The sequence below is a fragment of the Streptosporangium sp. NPDC001681 genome (genome assembly GCF_040298085.1).
In the GTDB taxonomy this organism is placed as follows: domain Bacteria; phylum Actinomycetota; class Actinomycetes; order Streptosporangiales; family Streptosporangiaceae; genus Streptosporangium.
The window spans coordinates 33,224-49,483 of sequence record NZ_JBEOZN010000074.1; the positions used below are offsets into that span (position 1 = coordinate 33,224).

The following is a 16,260-nucleotide window of genomic DNA, read 5'->3' on the forward strand; positions in this document are numbered from 1 at the left end:
CCCCGTGAGCTCACCGACGCCCGACGACTTCGACCCGATCACGCTGGAAGTGATCAGGATGCGCCTCGACTCGATCGTCGAGGAGATGGGCATCGCGATGATCCGGTCCTCCGGATCGCCCGTCATCACCGAGGCCGGTGACTTCAACACCGCGCTGTTCGATCCCGAGGGACGCATCTACGCGTACTCGGACTACGTGCAGTTCCACATCGGGTCGGGCAGCGTCGCCGTCCGCAACCTCGTCGAGGCCATCCGGGGCGAGCCGTTGTATCCGGGCGACGCTTTCATCTGCAACGACCCGCACACCGCGGGGGCGAGCCACCCGCCCGACACCAACGTGATCTCCCCGATCTTCCACGGCGCGGAGCTGATCGGCTGGGCGCAGTCGCAGGCGCATCTGCTCGACGTCGGGGGCATGACCCCCGGCGGCTTCGCGCCCGGCGCGTACGACTGCTACAGCGAGGCCCTGCGGCTGCCGCCCGGGGTCAAGGTCTTCGAGCGGGGCGAGCCGGTCGAGTGGGTCCGGCGGATCCTGCTCAACAACGTCCGTGTCCCCGTGCCGTACTGGAACGACGTGCGCAGCCTCGTCGCGAGCAACAACACCGGCATCCGCCGGCTGCTCGCCACGATCACCGAGTTCGGGCTCGACCGCTTCCGGGCGTACACGCGGCGCAACTTCGAGATCGCCGAGCAGGTCGTGCGCGACCGGCTGGCCCGGCTGCCCGACGGCGTGTGGGAGGCGGAGGAGTGGACCGAGCACAACGGGCACACCGACGATCTCTACCGGGTCCGGTGCACGCTGACCAAGCGCGGCGGCCAGGCCACGCTGGACTTCACGGGGTCCAGCCCGCAGACCGACGGGTTCGTCAACTGCAGCTACGGGGCCCTGGTGGGCAGCGTCGCCACCGCCATCGTGCCGATCCTGGCGTGGGATGTGCCGTTCAACGAGGGCGTCATGACGGCCTTCGAGGTGGTCGCCGAGCCGGGGAGCATCGTCAACCCGCGCCCGCCGGCGCCGATCAGCAACGGCCACCTCACCACCGGGGCCCGGGTGAGCAGACTGATCACCAAGCTGTTCAACGAGTCGTGCCGGGCCAGTGACGACCCCGTGCTCCGGGAGCGTACGCAGGGCGTCTGGGCCGACTCCTGGACGGGCGGGATCTCGGCCGGAACCCGTGACAACGGCGAGTACTTCGTGCTGTTCAACATGGACGGCGGCGGCATGGGGGCCGGCGCCCAGCCCGAGGCCGACGGCCTCGACTGCGCCGGAATGATGACGCAGATGAACAACATGCTGCCGGACGTGGAGATGAACGAGATGCTCTACCCGGTGCTCTACCTGTGGAAGCGGCTCTCTCCCGCCAGCGCGGGCCACGGCGCGCACCGGGGCGGCCTCGGCCACGAATTCGCCTGGACACTGCACGGCGCGAGCGAGGTGACGCAGACCGTGTTCGCGCCCAGCGCCCAGGTGCCCGCCGACGGCTACGGGGGCGGCCTGCCCGGCGGCGGCAGCGGCCACCTTCTGTACCGCGACACCGACGTGTGGCGGCTCATGTCCGGCGGCACCGTCCCCACCGAGGAGAACCTCTCCGCGGCCACCAGGCAGTTGCTGGACATCAACCAGTACGACCTCACCGTCCGGCGCGGCGACGTCTTCGTCCAGTGGATCGCCGGAGGAGGCGGTTACGGCGACCCCCTGCTGCGCGACCCGGCGCGGGTCGCGCAGGACGTCGGCGACGGCTACGTGACCGCGGCCGTGGCCGAGCGTGTTTACGGCGTGGTGCTCGACGGTGACCATGCCGACCTCGCCGCGACCGCCGGGCGCAGGGCCGCGCTCCGCGCGGAACGGCTGGGCGGCATACCCCCCGAGGCGGCGGTCCGGGACACGATGATCGGCGTCGCCGGAGCCTCCGTCCCGGCCCGGGGGCGGGACGGCCACTGGTACTGCCCGGCCAGCGGGGCCCCGATCGGCACCGCCGACGACTGGCACGACGACGCCGTGATCCGGACCCGTCCCGCCGCCGAACGCCTCGCCGAACTCGGCGTGCGGATCCGGCCCCGGTCCGGAGAGCCCGCCGTCCTGCTGGACGAGTTCGTCAGCCCGGCCTGCGGCACCCTGCTGGAGACCAGAGTGCGCGTGGCCGCGCCGGAGGAGGTGTGCGCCCGATGACCGCCGAGACCTGGGACGGCGGCGACCCCGCCCCGGCGGAGCGCGGGCCTCTCGCCGGAGTCGTGGTGCTGGACATCACCCGGGTGGTCGCGGGCCCGTTCTGCTCGATGATCCTCGCCGACCTCGGCGCGACGGTGATCAAGGTCGAGCGGCCGACCGAACCGGACTACGCCCGCGACTTCCCCCCTCATCTGCCGGCCGCCGACGGGAGCACGTTCAGCGCGTTCTTCGCGCAGTACAACCGCGGCAAGCTCGGGCTCACCCTCGACCTGGCGACGCCCGACGGGCGAGACCTGCTCAAGCAGCTCGTGCGCCGGGCCGACGTGCTGGTGGAGAACTTCCGGCCGGGCACCATGGACAAGCTCGGCGTCGGGCCCGCCGTCCTGCGCGCGGAGAACCCCCGCCTGGTCTACACCGCCATCTCCGGCTTCGGCCAGACCGGGCCGTACCGGAGCAGGCCGGCCTACGACAACTCCGCGCAGGCCACCGGCGGCCTGTGGTCGATGAACGGCTACGCCGACCGGCCCCCGGTCCGGGTCGGCACGATCATCGGCGACCTGTCGGCCACCCTGTACGCCGTCATCGGCACCCTGGCCGCCTTGCGGCACGCCGAACGCACCGGTGAGGGCCAGCTCGTCGACGTGTCGCAACAGGACTCGGTGCTGTCGCTGACCGAGAACGCGGTCGTGTCGTACACGGTGGACGGCGAGGTGCCCAGGCCGCTGGGCAACCAGCACCCGTTCGTACGCCCGTACGAGCTGTACCCGTGCAAGGACGGGTACGTCTTCTTCGGTGGCTACACCGACAAGTTCTGGCGGCTGACCTGCACGATGTTCGACCGTCCCGAACTCGCCGGTGACCCGGAGATCGACACCATGGCCAAGCGGTTCGACCCCGGTGTCTACTCCCACCGGATTCGTCCGCTGCTGTTCGACTGGTTCGCGTCACGCACCCGCGCCGAACTCGAAGAACTGGCCGGCGACCAGGTGCCGCTGAGCGCGGTCAAGACCATCGCGGAAGTGGTGGACGATCCGCAGATCGCCGCGCGCGACATGATCGTCGACGTCGAGTACCCGGACTTCGGGCCGTTGCGGATGTTCGGCCAGCCGATCAAGCTCGACGTCACTCCCGCCCGGCCGCGTACGCTCGCCCCGCGCCCTGGCGAGCACACCGACGCCGTACTGCGGGGCCTGCTGGACCTCTCACCGCAGCGGATCGCCGAACTTCGCGCCGGGGGGGTGATCTGATTGACCATCGGCTTCGAGCGGGACGGGTCCACGGCCATCATCTCCTTCGCCCGTCCCGCCAAGCTCAACGCGCTGACCCTGGCCATGTACGACGAGCTCGCCGACGCCTTCGCCCGGGTGCGGGACGACGACACGATCGCCGCGGCCGTCCTCACCGGTGAGGGCGAACGCGCGTTCTGCGTCGGCGCGGACCTGGGCGAGTCGATCCCCGCGCTGGCCGAGGGGCGGTTCGACATCTCCCGCTGGGACGGCGCGCACCAGAAGCACACCAACCTGTTCAAGCCGGTGATCGCCGCCGTCAACGGCCTGTGCCTGGGCGGCGGGTTCGAGATCATGCTCTCCACCGACCTGCGGGTCGCGAGCGAGGACGCCGAGTTCGGCCTTCCCGAGCCGGGCGTCGGAGTGGTGCCGGCCGGGGGCACACTCGCCCGGCTGACCCGGCAGATCCCGTACGCCTGGGCCATGCGGTTGCTGCTGCTCGGCGAGCGCGTCCCGGCCGCCGAAGCGCTGCGGCTGGGCCTGCTCAACGCCGTCGTACCGGCGCAGGAGGTGATGCCGACGGCGCTCGCGTGGGCCCGCCGGATCGGCGGGCTGTCCGGCACCGCGGTCGAGACGATCAAGGAGGCCGTCCTGCGCCTGGGCGACCTCCCGCTCCACCAGGCGTTCCACGCCGAGGCGCGCTACGGGCAGCGGGCGTTCACCTCGCCCGACGCCCGCGAGGGCCTGGCGGCCTTCGCCGCCCGCCGATCACCCGAGTTCCCCTCACGCAAGGGGCAAGGGTGAACCACTACGGAGTCGACCCGTTGCCCAGCCTGCCCGGCCGGATAACGATCTGGGAGGTAGGGCCACGGGACGGCCTGCAGAACGAGGCCGCGATCCTGCCCGTCGAGGTGAAGGTCGAGCTCGTCGAGCGGCTCGTCGACGCCGGGCACACCGTCGTGGAGACCACCTCGCTGGTGCACCCGAAATGGGTGCCGCAGCTCGCCGACGCCGAAGAGGTGCTGCGCCGGCTGAAGCGGCGCGATGGCGTGCGCTACCCGGTGCTCGTCCCGAACGAGCGCGGCCTGGACCGGGCGATCGGCCTCGGGCTCACCGACGTCGCCGTCTTCGCCAGCGCCACCGAGTCCTTCGCCAGGGCCAACCTGAACCGGACCGTCGCCCAGTCGCTGGAGATGTTCGCCCCTGTGGTCGCCCGCGCCCGCGAGGCGGGCCTGGGCGTACGCGGCTACCTGTCGATGTGCTTCGGCGACCCGTGGGAGGGCGAGGTGCCGATCCCCCAGGTCGTCGCGGTCGCGACGCGGCTGCTCGCGCTCGGCTGCACCGAGCTCGGCCTCGGCGACACGATCGGCGTCGCGACCCCCGGCCGGGTTGCCGCGCTGCTCGACGCCCTGGTGGGCGCCGGGGTACCGGTCGGACGGATCGGCGTGCACTTCCACGACACCTACGGCCAGGCCCTGGCGAACACCCTCGTCGCGCTCGGCCGCGGGGTCACCACGGTCGACGCGTCCGCCGGCGGCCTCGGCGGCTGCCCCTACGCCAGGAGCGCCACCGGCAACCTCGCCACCGAGGACCTGCTCTGGCAACTGGCCGGACTCGGCATCGACACCGGCGTGGACCTGGGCAAGCTGGTCGAGACGAGCGCCTGGCTCGCCGCGCGTCTGAACCGTCCGAGCCCTTCGCGTACGGTCCGGGCCCTCACGCCGTCCGGGTGTTGAGCGGGAGACGGAGGACGAAGCGTGCTCCGCCCGAGGGCGCGTCCTCGGCGTGGAGGGTGCCGTGGTGGGCGTGGGCGATGTCACGGGCGACGGCCAGGCCGAGCCCGGTGCCGCCGCGGTCGCGGCTGCGGGCGGTGTCCAGCCGGGCGAAGCGCTGGAAGATGTGCTCGCGCTCCGCTGGAGGCACGCCCGGGCCGTCGTCGGTGACGCTGAGCTCGGCCATGCCTTCGGCGCGGCGCACCGTGACCACCACGTCGCGCGCGGCGTGCCGTTGCGCGTTGTCCAGCAGGTTGTCCAGCACCCGGCGGATCTGTTCCGGGACGGCGTCGGCCGTCACGCCGGCGGTGAGGTCGAGCCGTGCCGGGTGCGGATCGCCGGTGCGGCGCGCGGTTCCGGCCTCGACCAGTACGGCCAGGTCGACGGGCTCCAGGGCGGCGGGCGGTGTCGCTCCGATCCGGGCCAGCAAGAGGAGGTCGCTGATGATGGCCTGCAGCCGGTCCACATCCTCCAGGGTGTGTTCCATCAGGTCGGCGAGGTCGGTCTCGTCGGGGTGAAGTTGCGCCTCCTCCAACTTGACCCGTAGCCCGGCCAGCGGAGTGCGCAGTTCGTGCGAGGCGTCGGTGGTGAAGCGTCGCTGGCGGTCGAGCGCCTGCTGCAACGACGCGGTGACGTGCTCCAGCTCCGCGGATATCGCGTGCTCGCGGGTGTAGCGGCGGGCGTTGTCGACGCACACCGCGGCGCGGCCGACCAGTTCCTCGGCCAGGGCGAGGTCGTCATCCTCGAACGCGTCCTTGCCCGTGGCGCGATAGAAGCTCACCACCCCGAGCGTGACGCCCCGGGCCCGCATCGGCGCCGCGATGAGCGAGTGGATGCCCTGCTCACAGATTCTCCGGCAGCGCTCGGGATCCTGTGCCAGCCACCCGAAGGTGGTGGACAACACCGGGCCGAGCACCGGCTGCCCGGTGGCGAGGCTGCGCCCCTGCGGCGTGGACGGGAGCGGGTGGATGAGCGAGCCAAGCTGGTGCAGATCGGTCCCCTCGCTGATGCCCGCGAGGGCGACCCGGCGCTGCCCCGTGTCCATGCTGCCGGGCTCGTCGCCCCGCAGGACGCAGTCGGTCAGATCGACGGCGACGTAGTCGGCGAACCGGGGGACGGCTACCTGGGCCAGTTCCTCGGCGGTCCGGGTGATCTCCAGGGTGGTGCCGATGCGGGAGCCCGCGTCGCACAGCAGGCTGAGTCGCTCGCGCGCCCGCAGGGCGAGCCGGCCGATGCCCGGCTCGCTCACGGCGAGCAGCCACCCCTCGGGTCCGGTCACCTTCCCCCGTTCGGCCGGGCCTCCTGGCCGTCGGCGAGCCACGCCTTCACCGCGATGGCGGTGGAACCGATGATCGGCTGGGCCACGAGCGTGGCGGTGCGGCCGTCCGAGAGGGCCGTCTTCACCACCGCCGCCCGGCCCTGCGCGACCAGCCGCACGGCGGCGTCCTCCAGGGCGAGCCGATCAAGGCGGCACAGGTCCGGGGGCGTGGAAGCCGTCGCGACGCCTCCATCTGGCGCCCGGAGGAACTCCTCTGTCAGGGCCCGCTCGTGTTCGGCCGCCATTTCGAACAATCGCCGCTCGACGGCGGCGGCCGATCGCCGGGCCAGGACCATCATCTCCGCGTTGGCCGTGTCGTTCGGGCCGACGACGCTGATGACCCCGTTCACCCGTCCGCTGAGCGGGTGGCGTATCGGGACGCCCACGCCGGTGAGCCCGCGCAGTTCCTCCGCGAAGTGCTCATTGCCGATGACCTGGCAGATTCGCCGTTCCACCAGCGCCGAGCCGAAGGCGTTGGTGCCCATGTCCGCCTCGGCGAAGCGGAACCCGGGTGCGGCGCCGACCGCGTCCAGAGTCCGGCGCAGGGCCGGTTCGCCCTCGTTGCGCAGGAACATGACCCCACTCGCATCGCCCAGGAACATGCTCACCGGGGTGCCCTCGACGACGGTACGCAGTCGCTCGAACACGGGCCGTGCCGCGCGCACCACTCCGCAGTCGAAATCAAGAGCACCGAGCAGGCGCGGCTGCACGGTGCTGGGCGTGAGTCCCGCCTCCTGGCACCGCCGCCACGAATGCAGGGTCGCGGCGCGTACGTCATTCCCCGTGAGCTTCCCATCCAGGAACCGCTCCACGAGCTTCTCGTCGGGCCCTCCCCCGTCGTCCCAGCCCTCTGCCATCCGGCTCACTCCAAAGACTTCTCCACGGTGAGCTTTGTCCACCTTCCGCCCAGAATACGGAGGAACCGCATCTCGAATCTCATGTCCCGGCAAAGAAATGCCAGGTCCTGGCCTTCCCCGGCAGCGGCCGTCATGCCCGCGCACCCTCAGACGGCGGCCTTGCGCTCGCGCGGCAGTTCGTGCGCCCGCAGGAGGGCCAGGTGATCCTCCTGCCCGTGCCGATGGCCGACCTGGCCGGGCCACAGGCGTCGGCTGCGCTCGTCGATGCTCGCCGATGTGGTCCGGGGAGCCTGCGATGAGGTCGAGCATGTGATCGATCGTGGCCGCGTCGGACCTGGCGTACTCCTCGCCGGTGCGCAGGTGGACCGGAGAGGTGTGCGCATGATCGGTCCGGCCCATACGCCGGCACCATGCCCAGCGGCCCGGTTTCCCTGCTCCACAAGTGGGCCGGCTCCCACCGCATCGACACCGAAGAGTTCTACCGCCTCCGCAAAGGCGTAGTCGAGGAGCCGGCGGCACCCTGGAATCTTATAGGTTCCCAAGATCCCAGCTAATCGATGATTCTTATCTAGGTTTCGCGCGGCCCGGAATGGACCCAGGTAAAAGACCCGTTGGTCGCCGACCGGGCATCGCGACATCATCACCGTTGCTGTTGGACGGTAGACCCCTCACCAGGGAAAGGAAAGCAATGCGTCTACGAATCGCGTCTCTCTCACTGGCCTGCGCGGCGGGGATCGCTGCAACCACATTCACGGCCGCTCCTGCCCATGCTATTCCGACCAATTGTTCTGGAGGGGCCGCCTCGCGGACCGCCTACATCTCGGTCTGCCATGCGGGGACGGGTTCCTATCGGGCGGTCGCTTTCTGTGATTATCCCGACGGCACCTTAACTTCGGCGCTCGGCAACTGGGTATACATGCCGTCCAGTTCGTATTCGACGGCATACTGCCCCAATAGGCCCGTGTACGGCGGACAGGGCATCCTCGATTCTGGCTTTACCGAAAGGCGCTGATATCTGAGCGAGGAGCCCCTGCTCTTCGCTCGCTGTGCCGGCGAACCTCATACCCTGAGATCACATATCTTGCGCGTTCGAGTCCGCCGGTTCGCCGGAGGTCAGGCCGCAGCCGAAGCCGAGTGCCATCAACGCCGGCGCATCGGCGCGGGCTTGGCCGGGCAGATGTTCAGCCCACGAGCAGGTGACGGCGTCCACGTTCGATGGACGCCGAAAACCCTTTGCGTGGCAGAGGGAACGGCCGACACACTCTCGGGATGGTCGAGAGCCTGCACATCGATGGGCGCGCCGGCATCGATGCGGGGCTGGTGAAGCGACTGGTCGCGACCCAGTTCCCGCAGTGGGGCGCCCTTCCCGTGACCCCGGTCGAGAGGGACGGGTGGGACAACCGCACCTACCGTCTCGGTGACGAGATGACGGCGCGTCTTCCCACTGCCGCCGGCTATGCCCCGGCGGTCGACAAGGAACATCGATGGCTGCCGATTCTCGCGCCGTCGTTGCCGGTCGCCATTCCCACGCCTCTGGCGAAGGGGGCTCCGGGCGAGGGGTACCTGTTCAGTTGGTCGATCCGGGGCTGGCTGGACGGCGAGACCGCGAGCCTTGACCGCATCGGCGACCTGCCCGAGTTCGCGACCTCGGTCGCCGACTTCATTCTTGCCCTGCAGCGCGTCGACGCGACGGGCGGGCCGACGGCGGGCGCGCACAGCTTCTATCGGGGGGCGTCACCGGCTTACTACGACGATGAGACACGCCGCTCCCTCGCCGTGTTGGACGGCCGCATCGACACCACCCGGGCATCGGCGGTGTGGGACGCCGCCCTCAAGGCGGCCTGGTCCGGGCCGCCGGTGTGGTTCCACGGCGACGTTGCGAGCGGCAACCTGCTGGTCAGGAACGGGAGGCTGGCCGCCGTCATCGACTTCGGGACATCAGGAGTCGGCGATCCCGCCTGCGATCTGGTGATCGCGTGGACGATGTTCTCGGGCGACAGCCGGGAGGCCTTCCGCGGCGCTGTCGGTCAGGATCCCGCCATGTGGGCGCGGGCTCGCGGCTGGGCCCTGTGGAAGGCCCTGATCAGCCTGGTCGAGACCATCGACAGGGACGAGAGGAAAGCCGCGGGCAACCGCCGCGTCATCGATGAGGTCCTGGCTGACCATGATCGTGCCGGCTGACTCCACCGGGACCAGCGGTCGAGCTCACGTCGGGATCGCAGAGTCTCGGTGGGTGCTCTGAAGCTCTGGATGTTCGCCTGTACCTGGCTCCGCACGTGAACCCGTCCGCAGACACCCGCCGGCCGCGCGAGACAGGCTGGAAGATCCTTGCGAACGGGTCAGGAAGGGCTCCCTGGGTTCCTGGCCGAAAACCCAGCAGATCGCTCAGGCGGGCACGGGCTCCTGGTCGGCATCGGCAAAGGGGGGACAGCTCTCGCCGGTCATTCGAGCGGCCGCGTCAATGTAGTCGGCAAGAGCGTCGCGGGATTGAGCGAGCCTGTCCATCTGCTCGTCCAGTCGCTGCAGCCGTGACCGCATCGCGGCCAGCAACTCGGGGCACCCGAGTAGCTCCGGGGCCTCTCCGACCGCACAGGGCAGCAGGTACGCGATGTCCTCAGAGGACAAACCGGCACCAAGCAGGTGCCGGATCTGCTTCACCCGCAGCACGGCGTTCTCGTCGTACTCGCGGTAACCGTTCGCGCCCCGGTCTGCCTCCAGCAGGCCCTGGGCCTCGTAGTAGCGCAACTGATGGGCGTTGACGCCCGTGCGACGACTCAGTTCCCCGATCAGCATCAAAACCTCACTTGACCTTCACACCGGTATCAACGTTGACGATGCTGCCATGAACAGCAGAACCGATACACCCGTGACGGTCATCGGCCTCGGACTGATGGGCCAGGCGCTCGCCGGCGCGTTCCTGAAAGCCGGGCATCCCACAACCGTGTGGAACCGCACGACCTCCAAGGCCGACCAACTGGTGGCCAAGGGTGCACGGCTGGCGCCAACGGTCGGCGACGCGCTCAAGGCAGGTTCCCTGACGATCATCTGCGTCACCGATTACCAGGCCATGCACGAGCTGCTCGGTGCGAGCGATATCGAGCTGGACGGCACGATGTTGATCAACCTGACCTCGGGCGACTCGGCCCAGGCCCGGGAAGTCGCCCAATGGGCCGAGCAGCGCGGCGCCCATTATCTGGACGGCGCCATCATGGCCATCCCGTCGGCGATCGGGACCGCCGATGCGGTGATTCTGCACAGCGGGCCGCAGTCGTACTTCGAGGCGCACAAGTCAACGCTCGACGCGCTCGGCACCGTCACCTACCTGGGTGCGGACCATGGGCTGGCGTCCCTGTACGACGTGGCCGGCCTCGCCATGATGTGGAGCGTCCTGAACGCCTGGCTCCAGGGCACCGCCCTGCTCAGGACGGCCGGTGTGGACGCCGCAACGTATGCGTCGTTTGCGCAGCAGATCGCTACCGTTGTGGCCGAATGGCTGCCTGGGTATGCCGAGCAGATCGACAGCGGCTCCTTCCCGGCGGAGGTGTCGGCCCTGGAGACCGATGTGCGGGCGATGGCACACCTGATCGAGGAGAGCGAGGCGGTGGGTGTCAACGCCGAACTGCCGAAGTTGATCAAGGCGATGGCCGACCGCTCGGTCGCCGCCGGACACGGTGGGGAGCAGTATCCCGTGCTGATCGAAGAGTTCAGCAAACCCCGCAACGACTGACCGATCCCGACACCGGGATCTCAGCGGTCTCGGTGAGGTCGACTCCGTGTAGGGGGCCCGGGAAGCGATCTTCCAGGGCTCCGACCCACCCCGGCTCACACCCACCCGTGAACACCCCACAGGTCGGAAAGCCCGGTTCCAGATCATGGAGCCGGGCCTTTCGCCATGTTGCTCGGTCAGCGCCGCCAGTGGTGTTCGGGCAGCCTCAGCCACATGTCGGCTTGGCCGACGATCGCCCGAGCGTCGGTCGGACGGAGGCCCGCGCCGGAGCAGCAGTAGGCCACGGCCTCGCCGTGGTAGAGGGATTTCCTCGGCTGCCTGATGGAGGGGTCGTTCACCCGCATCGAGACCGTCATGCCGTCAAGGTGCGAGCGCGACCTGGACGGGCCGGCAGCAGACTTGTGCCGGCCCGCGTTCCGGTCAGCTGTTCTTCGTCAGACGCGGTGCCGTTTTCCACACGAGCGCAGTGACAAGCAGCATGAGGAACATCGGTAGCAGCAGTATCGGCCCGGTCGTGACCGAGAGGGCGCCGAGCTGTCCGGCCCGACGTCCGGGGAGGAGTCATCGGGCGTTGGCGTTGGTGGCCGAGCACGCCATGTGTTTAGCCGCCTTCAGATTCGCTTCAGCATGCGCTCGTGACAATGCAGCCCCATGACCAACGCCCGCGTGCTGCTCGCGATCGCCGCAGCCCTATCCACCTCACTCCTGGCGGCCCTTACCGGTTGCGCCTCGTCCGAAGGGCCCCAGCCATCGGCCGTACCCTCCGCCGACCAGCAGCGCCAGAGCCAGGCCCAGCTCGCCACCTGCATGAAGAGCAAAGGCTTCACCTACCATCCGGTCGTCTCCCGGCCAGAGCTACCAGATGCCGTCAAGCAGGAGATGTCCGGCGACTACCCCGCGATGAAGGCGTATCGCAGCAAATACGGCTTCGGGTTCGCCGCCTCCACCGTCTACCCCAACGAAGGGGTCGGCCGGATGGCCGCCCTCTCCCTCAGCGGGGGCAACGCCGACGACGACCCCAACGGGAAGGTCATCGCCGGGCTGTCCAAGCCGCAGCAGGAGGCGTACTTCAACACGATGGACGCCTGCGCGCTCGAAATGATCAACAAGGCCACCGGCAAGAACCTGAAGTCGATGGAGGAGGTGGCCAAGGCCCAGAGCGCGATGGTGAAGCAGATTATCAGCCGCGAGATCGACGGCGATCCGAAGCTGGTGGAGCTGGCGAGCGCGTTCGCCGACTGCCTCAAGGGCAAGGGTTACCGGGTCACCTCCCAGCGCCCCTCGCAGATCGTCCGCAGCACCGAGGGGCCGTTCATGACCGAGTTCGGCAAGCTCCTCGGCCAGAAGCCCACAGCCGACCAGGCGCGGCCCTTGCTGCAACGCGAGATCAAAGCGGCCCTGGACGACCTGGAGTGCGGCAAGGAGTTCTACGCCGCCTATCGGCCCAAAGCCAACGAGGTCTACGACCGCGCCCAGCTCCTCCCCGGCCTGAACATGGCCGCCATGACAACCGAGGGGTAGCGTGCGCAGGTCCAGAGTGCTCGCCCTCATCGTGGTGGGAGTACTGGTGATCGCGGGTGTGGGCTGGGCGGTCGGCTCCCGGCTGCGTTCCCCGGCCCACGAGGCGGCCGCGCGCCAACCGCCCAAGCCCTCCCTGGTCACCGCGCCGGTCGAGCGGCGCAAGCTCACCAGCACCGTCACGGTCAGCGGCACGCTCACGTACGGCTCGCCGCTGCCGGTCACGCTGGCCGGAATGGTCGGCGGAGCGAACGGCGGAGCCAACGGCACGCCGCAACGCGTCACCACGGCTCCCGATCCCGGGCCGATCCGCGAGGGCGACGTGCTGATGCAGGTCAACGGGCGGCCGGTCTTCGCCCTGCGAGGGAAGCGGCCGATGTACCGCCCGCTCGTGCCCGGCACCGAGGGCGACGACGTCAAGCAGCTCCAGCGTGCCCTGCGAGTGAAGGTGACCGGCGTCTTCGACGCGGCCACCGTGGCGGCGGCGAAGCGCTGGTACGTCAAGCGCGGCTACCGGGCGCAGGAACCCGACCTGGAATCCCGCAAGACCCTGCAGCAGTTGCGCCAAGCCGTACAGACCGCGGAGGAGACCCTGGCGGCCGACCGCAAGGCTCTGGGCGAGGGTCTCGACGTGCGGCCGCTCCGGCTCCGCCACGACAACGCCCGCCGTGACCTGCGGGCGGCCGAGAGGGCGCTGGCAGAGGCGCCGGAGGTCACGCCCGAGCAGGAGACCCAGCTGGCCTCGTTGCGCCGTGCCGTACGAGCTGCCGAGGAGCAGGTCCTCACGGCCGAGCAGGCGCTGACGGAGGCCAGGAAACCGGAGCCCACGCCGACCACGACCCCGGCGCCCACGCCCAGCGCGGTGGACACGAGCCTGCTGGAGATGAAGCTGGCCAACGCCCGGCAGGACCTCTACGACGCCCAGCAGGCGATGGCCGCCTACGAGGAGCAGGTCCGCGTCGACCGGGACAGGCGGCTGGAGGAGCTGCGCAAGGCGGTGCGCACCGCGAAGGAGGCCGAGGCCACCGCCGCCCAGGCGCTGAGCCGGGCCAGGAAGGTCTCGCCGCTGCGGATGAAGGTCACGCACAGCAAGGCCAACCTCGCCGATGCCCGGACCATGCTGGCCGAGTTCCGCAAGACCTACGGCGTGAGCGTGCCGGCAGGCGAGATCGTCTTCCTGCCGAAGCTGCCCGCCCGCATCGACAAGGCGGAGGTCAAGCCGGGCGACACCATCGAGGGCAAGGTCGCCACCGTGACCAGCTCCACCTTCGCGGTCAGCGGGTCGGTCGACGCCAAGGAGGCCAAGCTGCTGCGCCCCGGCCAGGAGGCGAGCATGGAGACCATCGACGGCACCCAGCTGTCCGCCACGCTGACCGCGACCGGCGAGGAGGCCCGCCTGACCCCGGAGGAGGGCGAGAACGGGCAGAAGGGCGAGTCGGACACCGGCTCGGTGCCCATCCTGCTCACGCCCGGCTCGGCCAAGGGGCTCAAGTCCCTGGTCGGTTCGCCGATGACGGTGCGGATCTCGGTCGGCTCGACCGACGGCGAGGTGCTGGCCGTCCCGGTGGCCGCTGTGGTCACCTCCGCCGACGGCCGGCCGCGGGTCAGGGTCGCGCTGGACGGCGACCGCACCCGCGAGGTCGAGGTGCGTACCGGGCTGACCGCCGACGGCGACGTGGAGGTCACACCGGTGCGCGCGGGCGAGCTCAAGGAGGGCGATCGGGTGGTGGTGAGCGATGCCTGAGCCCGTCATCGAGTTGAGCGGCGTCTGCCGCGACTTCCCCACCGATCCGCCGGTGCGCGCGTTGGCCGACGTGGACCTGCGCGTCGGCCCGGGCGACTACGTCGCCATCGTTGGGCCGTCCGGATCCGGCAAGTCCACCCTCCTCAACATCCTCGGACTGCTCGACCGGCCGACCTCCGGCTCCTACCGCCTCGATGGCGTCGAGACCACGGCGCTGCGCGACGGCGGGCGGACCCGGCTGCGCGGCACCCGCATCGGCTTCGTCTTCCAGTCCTTCCACCTGCTGTCTCACCGGACGGTCGTGGAGAACGTGATGCTGGCCGAGGTGTACGGCCCGCATCCGCGAAGCGGCCGGCGGGCACGGGCCGAGCAGGCACTGGAGCAGGTGGGCATGGGGCACCGTGTCGGCTTCGTCCCCGACCGACTGTCGGGGGGCGAGCGCCAGCGCGTGGCCATCGCCCGCGCTCTGATGGCCAGGCCCGCCCTGCTGCTGTGCGACGAGCCGACCGGCAACCTCGACAGCCGCAACACCGAGGCCATCCTCGACCTGTTCGACGGCCTGCGCGCCGATGGCCTGACCATCCTGGTGATCACGCATGAGGACGAGGTGAGCGCCCGGGCCAAACGCCGGGTCCGGATCACTGACGGGGTGCTCCGTGAAGCTCCGTGACCTGTGGGCCGAGTCCCTGGCCGGGATGCTCGCCCGCCCGGTGCGCTCGGCGCTGACCACTCTCGGCACCGTCCTGGGCATCACCACGCTGGTGGTCACCCTGGGCATCGCGGCGACCGCGGGCAACCAGATCGTCGGCCGCTTCGACGAGCTGCTGGCCACCAGCATCACCGTCGAGGTGCCGCGCGGGGGCCACCACCCCCTGGTGTCCTGGGAGGCGGCCGGCGAACTGCGACGCCTGCGCGGCGTGACGTCGGCGACGGCGCTGGCGCAGAGCGACGGGAGTTCCAACCTCGTCGTGACCGCCAACAACCTGCTCGACCCGACCAGGGTGGCCGGGCAGACCCTCGCGGTCGTCGCGGCCACCCCCGACCTACCGGGGACCACCCACGGCCGGATGCTGGCCGGGCGCTTCTACGACGCCGGCCACGTCGCCCGCCGCGACCGCGTGGTCGTGCTGGGGGAGCAGGCCGCCGCCATGCTCGGCATCACCAGCCTGGAGCACGCGCCCGCCGTGTTCATCAAGGACCGCGCCTACACCGTCATCGGCATCATCGGCGACATGCGGCGCGAGCAGATCCTGGACAGCGCGGTCCTCGTCCCGCCCGCGCTCGGTCCCGACTTCGGGCTGAAGGACGTCACCCGCGTCCTGGTCGCCACCCAACTGGGCGCCGCCGAGCTGATCGCCCGCCAGGCGCCGCTCGCGCTCAGCCCCAACCGCAGCGGTGAACTGCAGGTGATCGCCCCGCCCAGCCCCAAGCGGGCGCGTGACGGCGCCCAGGACGACGTCAACGGCCTCTTCCTCGTCCTCGGTCTGGTCTCCCTGGTCGTCGGCGCGGTGGGCATCGCCAACGTCACCCTGGTCACCGTCATGGAGCGGGTCGCGGAGATCGGCCTGCGCCGCTCCCTGGGCGCGGCTCGCCGCCACATCGCCGCCCAGTTCCTGCTGGAATCCAGCCTGACCGGCCTGACCGGCGGGGTGATCGGGGCCAGCCTGGGCATGGTGGCCGTCGTCGCGGTGGCGGCCGTGCGTCAGTGGACCCCGGTCCTGGATGTACGGCTGGCGCTGGCCGCGCCCGTGGCGGGTGCGCTGGTGGGGCTCCTGGCGGGCCTGTATCCGGCGCTGCGCGCGGCCCGTATGGAACCGGTCGACGCACTGCGCTGAGCTTTGTGGGGGGGGCGGGCGGGGGGCAAAGGTGGGGTCGACAACAGTGGGGGGCGGGCCGGCTCTCGCGCACCCCCGCCCGCGGGAGAGCAC

14 protein-coding genes are annotated in these 16,260 nt (G+C 70.4%); 10 read left to right on the forward strand and 4 right to left on the reverse strand.

The genetic code is table 11. The features are described from left to right. Window positions 1-4 precede the first annotated feature (4 nt). The 4 genes from ABT130_RS29155 to ABT130_RS29170 are packed head-to-tail and all read left to right on the forward strand — an operon-like array spanning window position 5 to window position 5,132. A complete protein-coding gene (locus ABT130_RS29155; protein ID WP_350960553.1) occupies window positions 5-2,170 on the forward strand; it encodes a hydantoinase B/oxoprolinase family protein in 2,166 nt (721 codons plus the stop codon). Then, on the forward strand, window positions 2,167-3,417 hold the full coding sequence (locus ABT130_RS29160) for a CaiB/BaiF CoA transferase family protein (RefSeq protein ID WP_350960555.1): 1,251 nt from the start codon (window positions 2,167-2,169) through the stop codon (window positions 3,415-3,417). Before ABT130_RS29155 ends, ABT130_RS29160 begins: the two co-directional genes overlap by 4 nt. Then, window positions 3,418-4,200, forward strand: coding sequence for an enoyl-CoA hydratase/isomerase family protein (locus ABT130_RS29165; protein ID WP_350928423.1), 783 nt, complete (start codon window positions 3,418-3,420; stop codon window positions 4,198-4,200). It abuts the gene before it with no gap. Then, on the forward strand, window positions 4,197-5,132 hold the full coding sequence (locus tag ABT130_RS29170; RefSeq protein ID WP_350960557.1) for a hydroxymethylglutaryl-CoA lyase: 936 nt from the start codon (window positions 4,197-4,199) through the stop codon (window positions 5,130-5,132). The genes ABT130_RS29165 and ABT130_RS29170 overlap by 4 nt, the downstream gene beginning before the upstream one ends. Here ABT130_RS29170 and ABT130_RS29175 read toward each other — a convergent pair. Both ABT130_RS29175 and ABT130_RS29180 read right to left on the reverse strand, forming a co-directional pair. Then, the gene (locus tag ABT130_RS29175) at window positions 5,113-6,447 is read right to left on the reverse strand and encodes an ATP-binding protein (RefSeq protein WP_350960560.1); all 1,335 of its coding nucleotides are present in this window, start codon (window positions 6,445-6,447) and stop codon (window positions 5,113-5,115) included. The genes ABT130_RS29170 and ABT130_RS29175 overlap by 20 nt on opposite strands. Next, window positions 6,444-7,343, reverse strand: coding sequence for a GAF domain-containing protein (locus ABT130_RS29180; RefSeq protein ID WP_350960562.1), 900 nt, complete (start codon window positions 7,341-7,343; stop codon window positions 6,444-6,446). Before ABT130_RS29180 ends, ABT130_RS29175 begins: the two co-directional genes overlap by 4 nt. A 1,269-nt stretch (window positions 7,344-8,612) precedes the next feature. Between ABT130_RS29180 and ABT130_RS29185 the strand changes: the two genes are divergently transcribed. Further along, window positions 8,613-9,524 carry an aminoglycoside phosphotransferase family protein gene (locus tag ABT130_RS29185; RefSeq protein WP_350960564.1) on the forward strand — a complete coding sequence of 304 codons (912 nt, stop codon included), beginning with the start codon at window positions 8,613-8,615 and terminating at the stop codon, window positions 9,522-9,524. A gap of 204 nt (window positions 9,525-9,728) precedes the next feature. Here the strand turns inward: ABT130_RS29185 and ABT130_RS29190 are convergent, their stop codons facing one another. Then, complete coding sequence (locus tag ABT130_RS29190; protein ID WP_350960566.1) at window positions 9,729-10,136, reverse strand: MerR family transcriptional regulator; 408 nt, start codon at window positions 10,134-10,136, stop codon at window positions 9,729-9,731. A 49-nt stretch (window positions 10,137-10,185) separates the two neighbouring features. Between ABT130_RS29190 and ABT130_RS29195 the strand changes: the two genes are divergently transcribed. Then, the gene (locus ABT130_RS29195; RefSeq protein WP_350960568.1) at window positions 10,186-11,070 is read left to right on the forward strand and encodes an NAD(P)-dependent oxidoreductase; all 885 of its coding nucleotides are present in this window, start codon (window positions 10,186-10,188) and stop codon (window positions 11,068-11,070) included. Between the two features lie 176 nt (window positions 11,071-11,246). Here the strand turns inward: ABT130_RS29195 and ABT130_RS29200 are convergent, their stop codons facing one another. Next, window positions 11,247-11,426, reverse strand: coding sequence for a hypothetical protein (locus ABT130_RS29200; RefSeq protein ID WP_350960571.1), 180 nt, complete (start codon window positions 11,424-11,426; stop codon window positions 11,247-11,249). Window positions 11,427-11,721: 295 nt separating this feature from the next. Between ABT130_RS29200 and ABT130_RS29205 the strand changes: the two genes are divergently transcribed. The 4 genes from ABT130_RS29205 to ABT130_RS29220 are packed head-to-tail and all read left to right on the forward strand — an operon-like array spanning window position 11,722 to window position 16,167. After that, the gene (locus ABT130_RS29205) at window positions 11,722-12,591 is read left to right on the forward strand and encodes a hypothetical protein (RefSeq protein WP_350960574.1); all 870 of its coding nucleotides are present in this window, start codon (window positions 11,722-11,724) and stop codon (window positions 12,589-12,591) included. 1 nt (window position 12,592) lies between these two features. Further along, window positions 12,593-14,332: a peptidoglycan-binding protein gene (locus ABT130_RS29210; RefSeq protein WP_350960576.1), complete on the forward strand. Its 1,740-nt coding sequence runs from the start codon at window positions 12,593-12,595 to the stop codon at window positions 14,330-14,332. Further along, the gene (locus tag ABT130_RS29215) at window positions 14,325-15,002 is read left to right on the forward strand and encodes an ABC transporter ATP-binding protein (RefSeq protein WP_350960579.1); all 678 of its coding nucleotides are present in this window, start codon (window positions 14,325-14,327) and stop codon (window positions 15,000-15,002) included. Before ABT130_RS29210 ends, ABT130_RS29215 begins: the two co-directional genes overlap by 8 nt. Beyond that, complete coding sequence (locus tag ABT130_RS29220) at window positions 14,989-16,167, forward strand: ABC transporter permease (RefSeq protein ID WP_350960582.1); 1,179 nt, start codon at window positions 14,989-14,991, stop codon at window positions 16,165-16,167. The genes ABT130_RS29215 and ABT130_RS29220 overlap by 14 nt, the downstream gene beginning before the upstream one ends. Window positions 16,168-16,260: the final 93 nt, after the last annotated feature.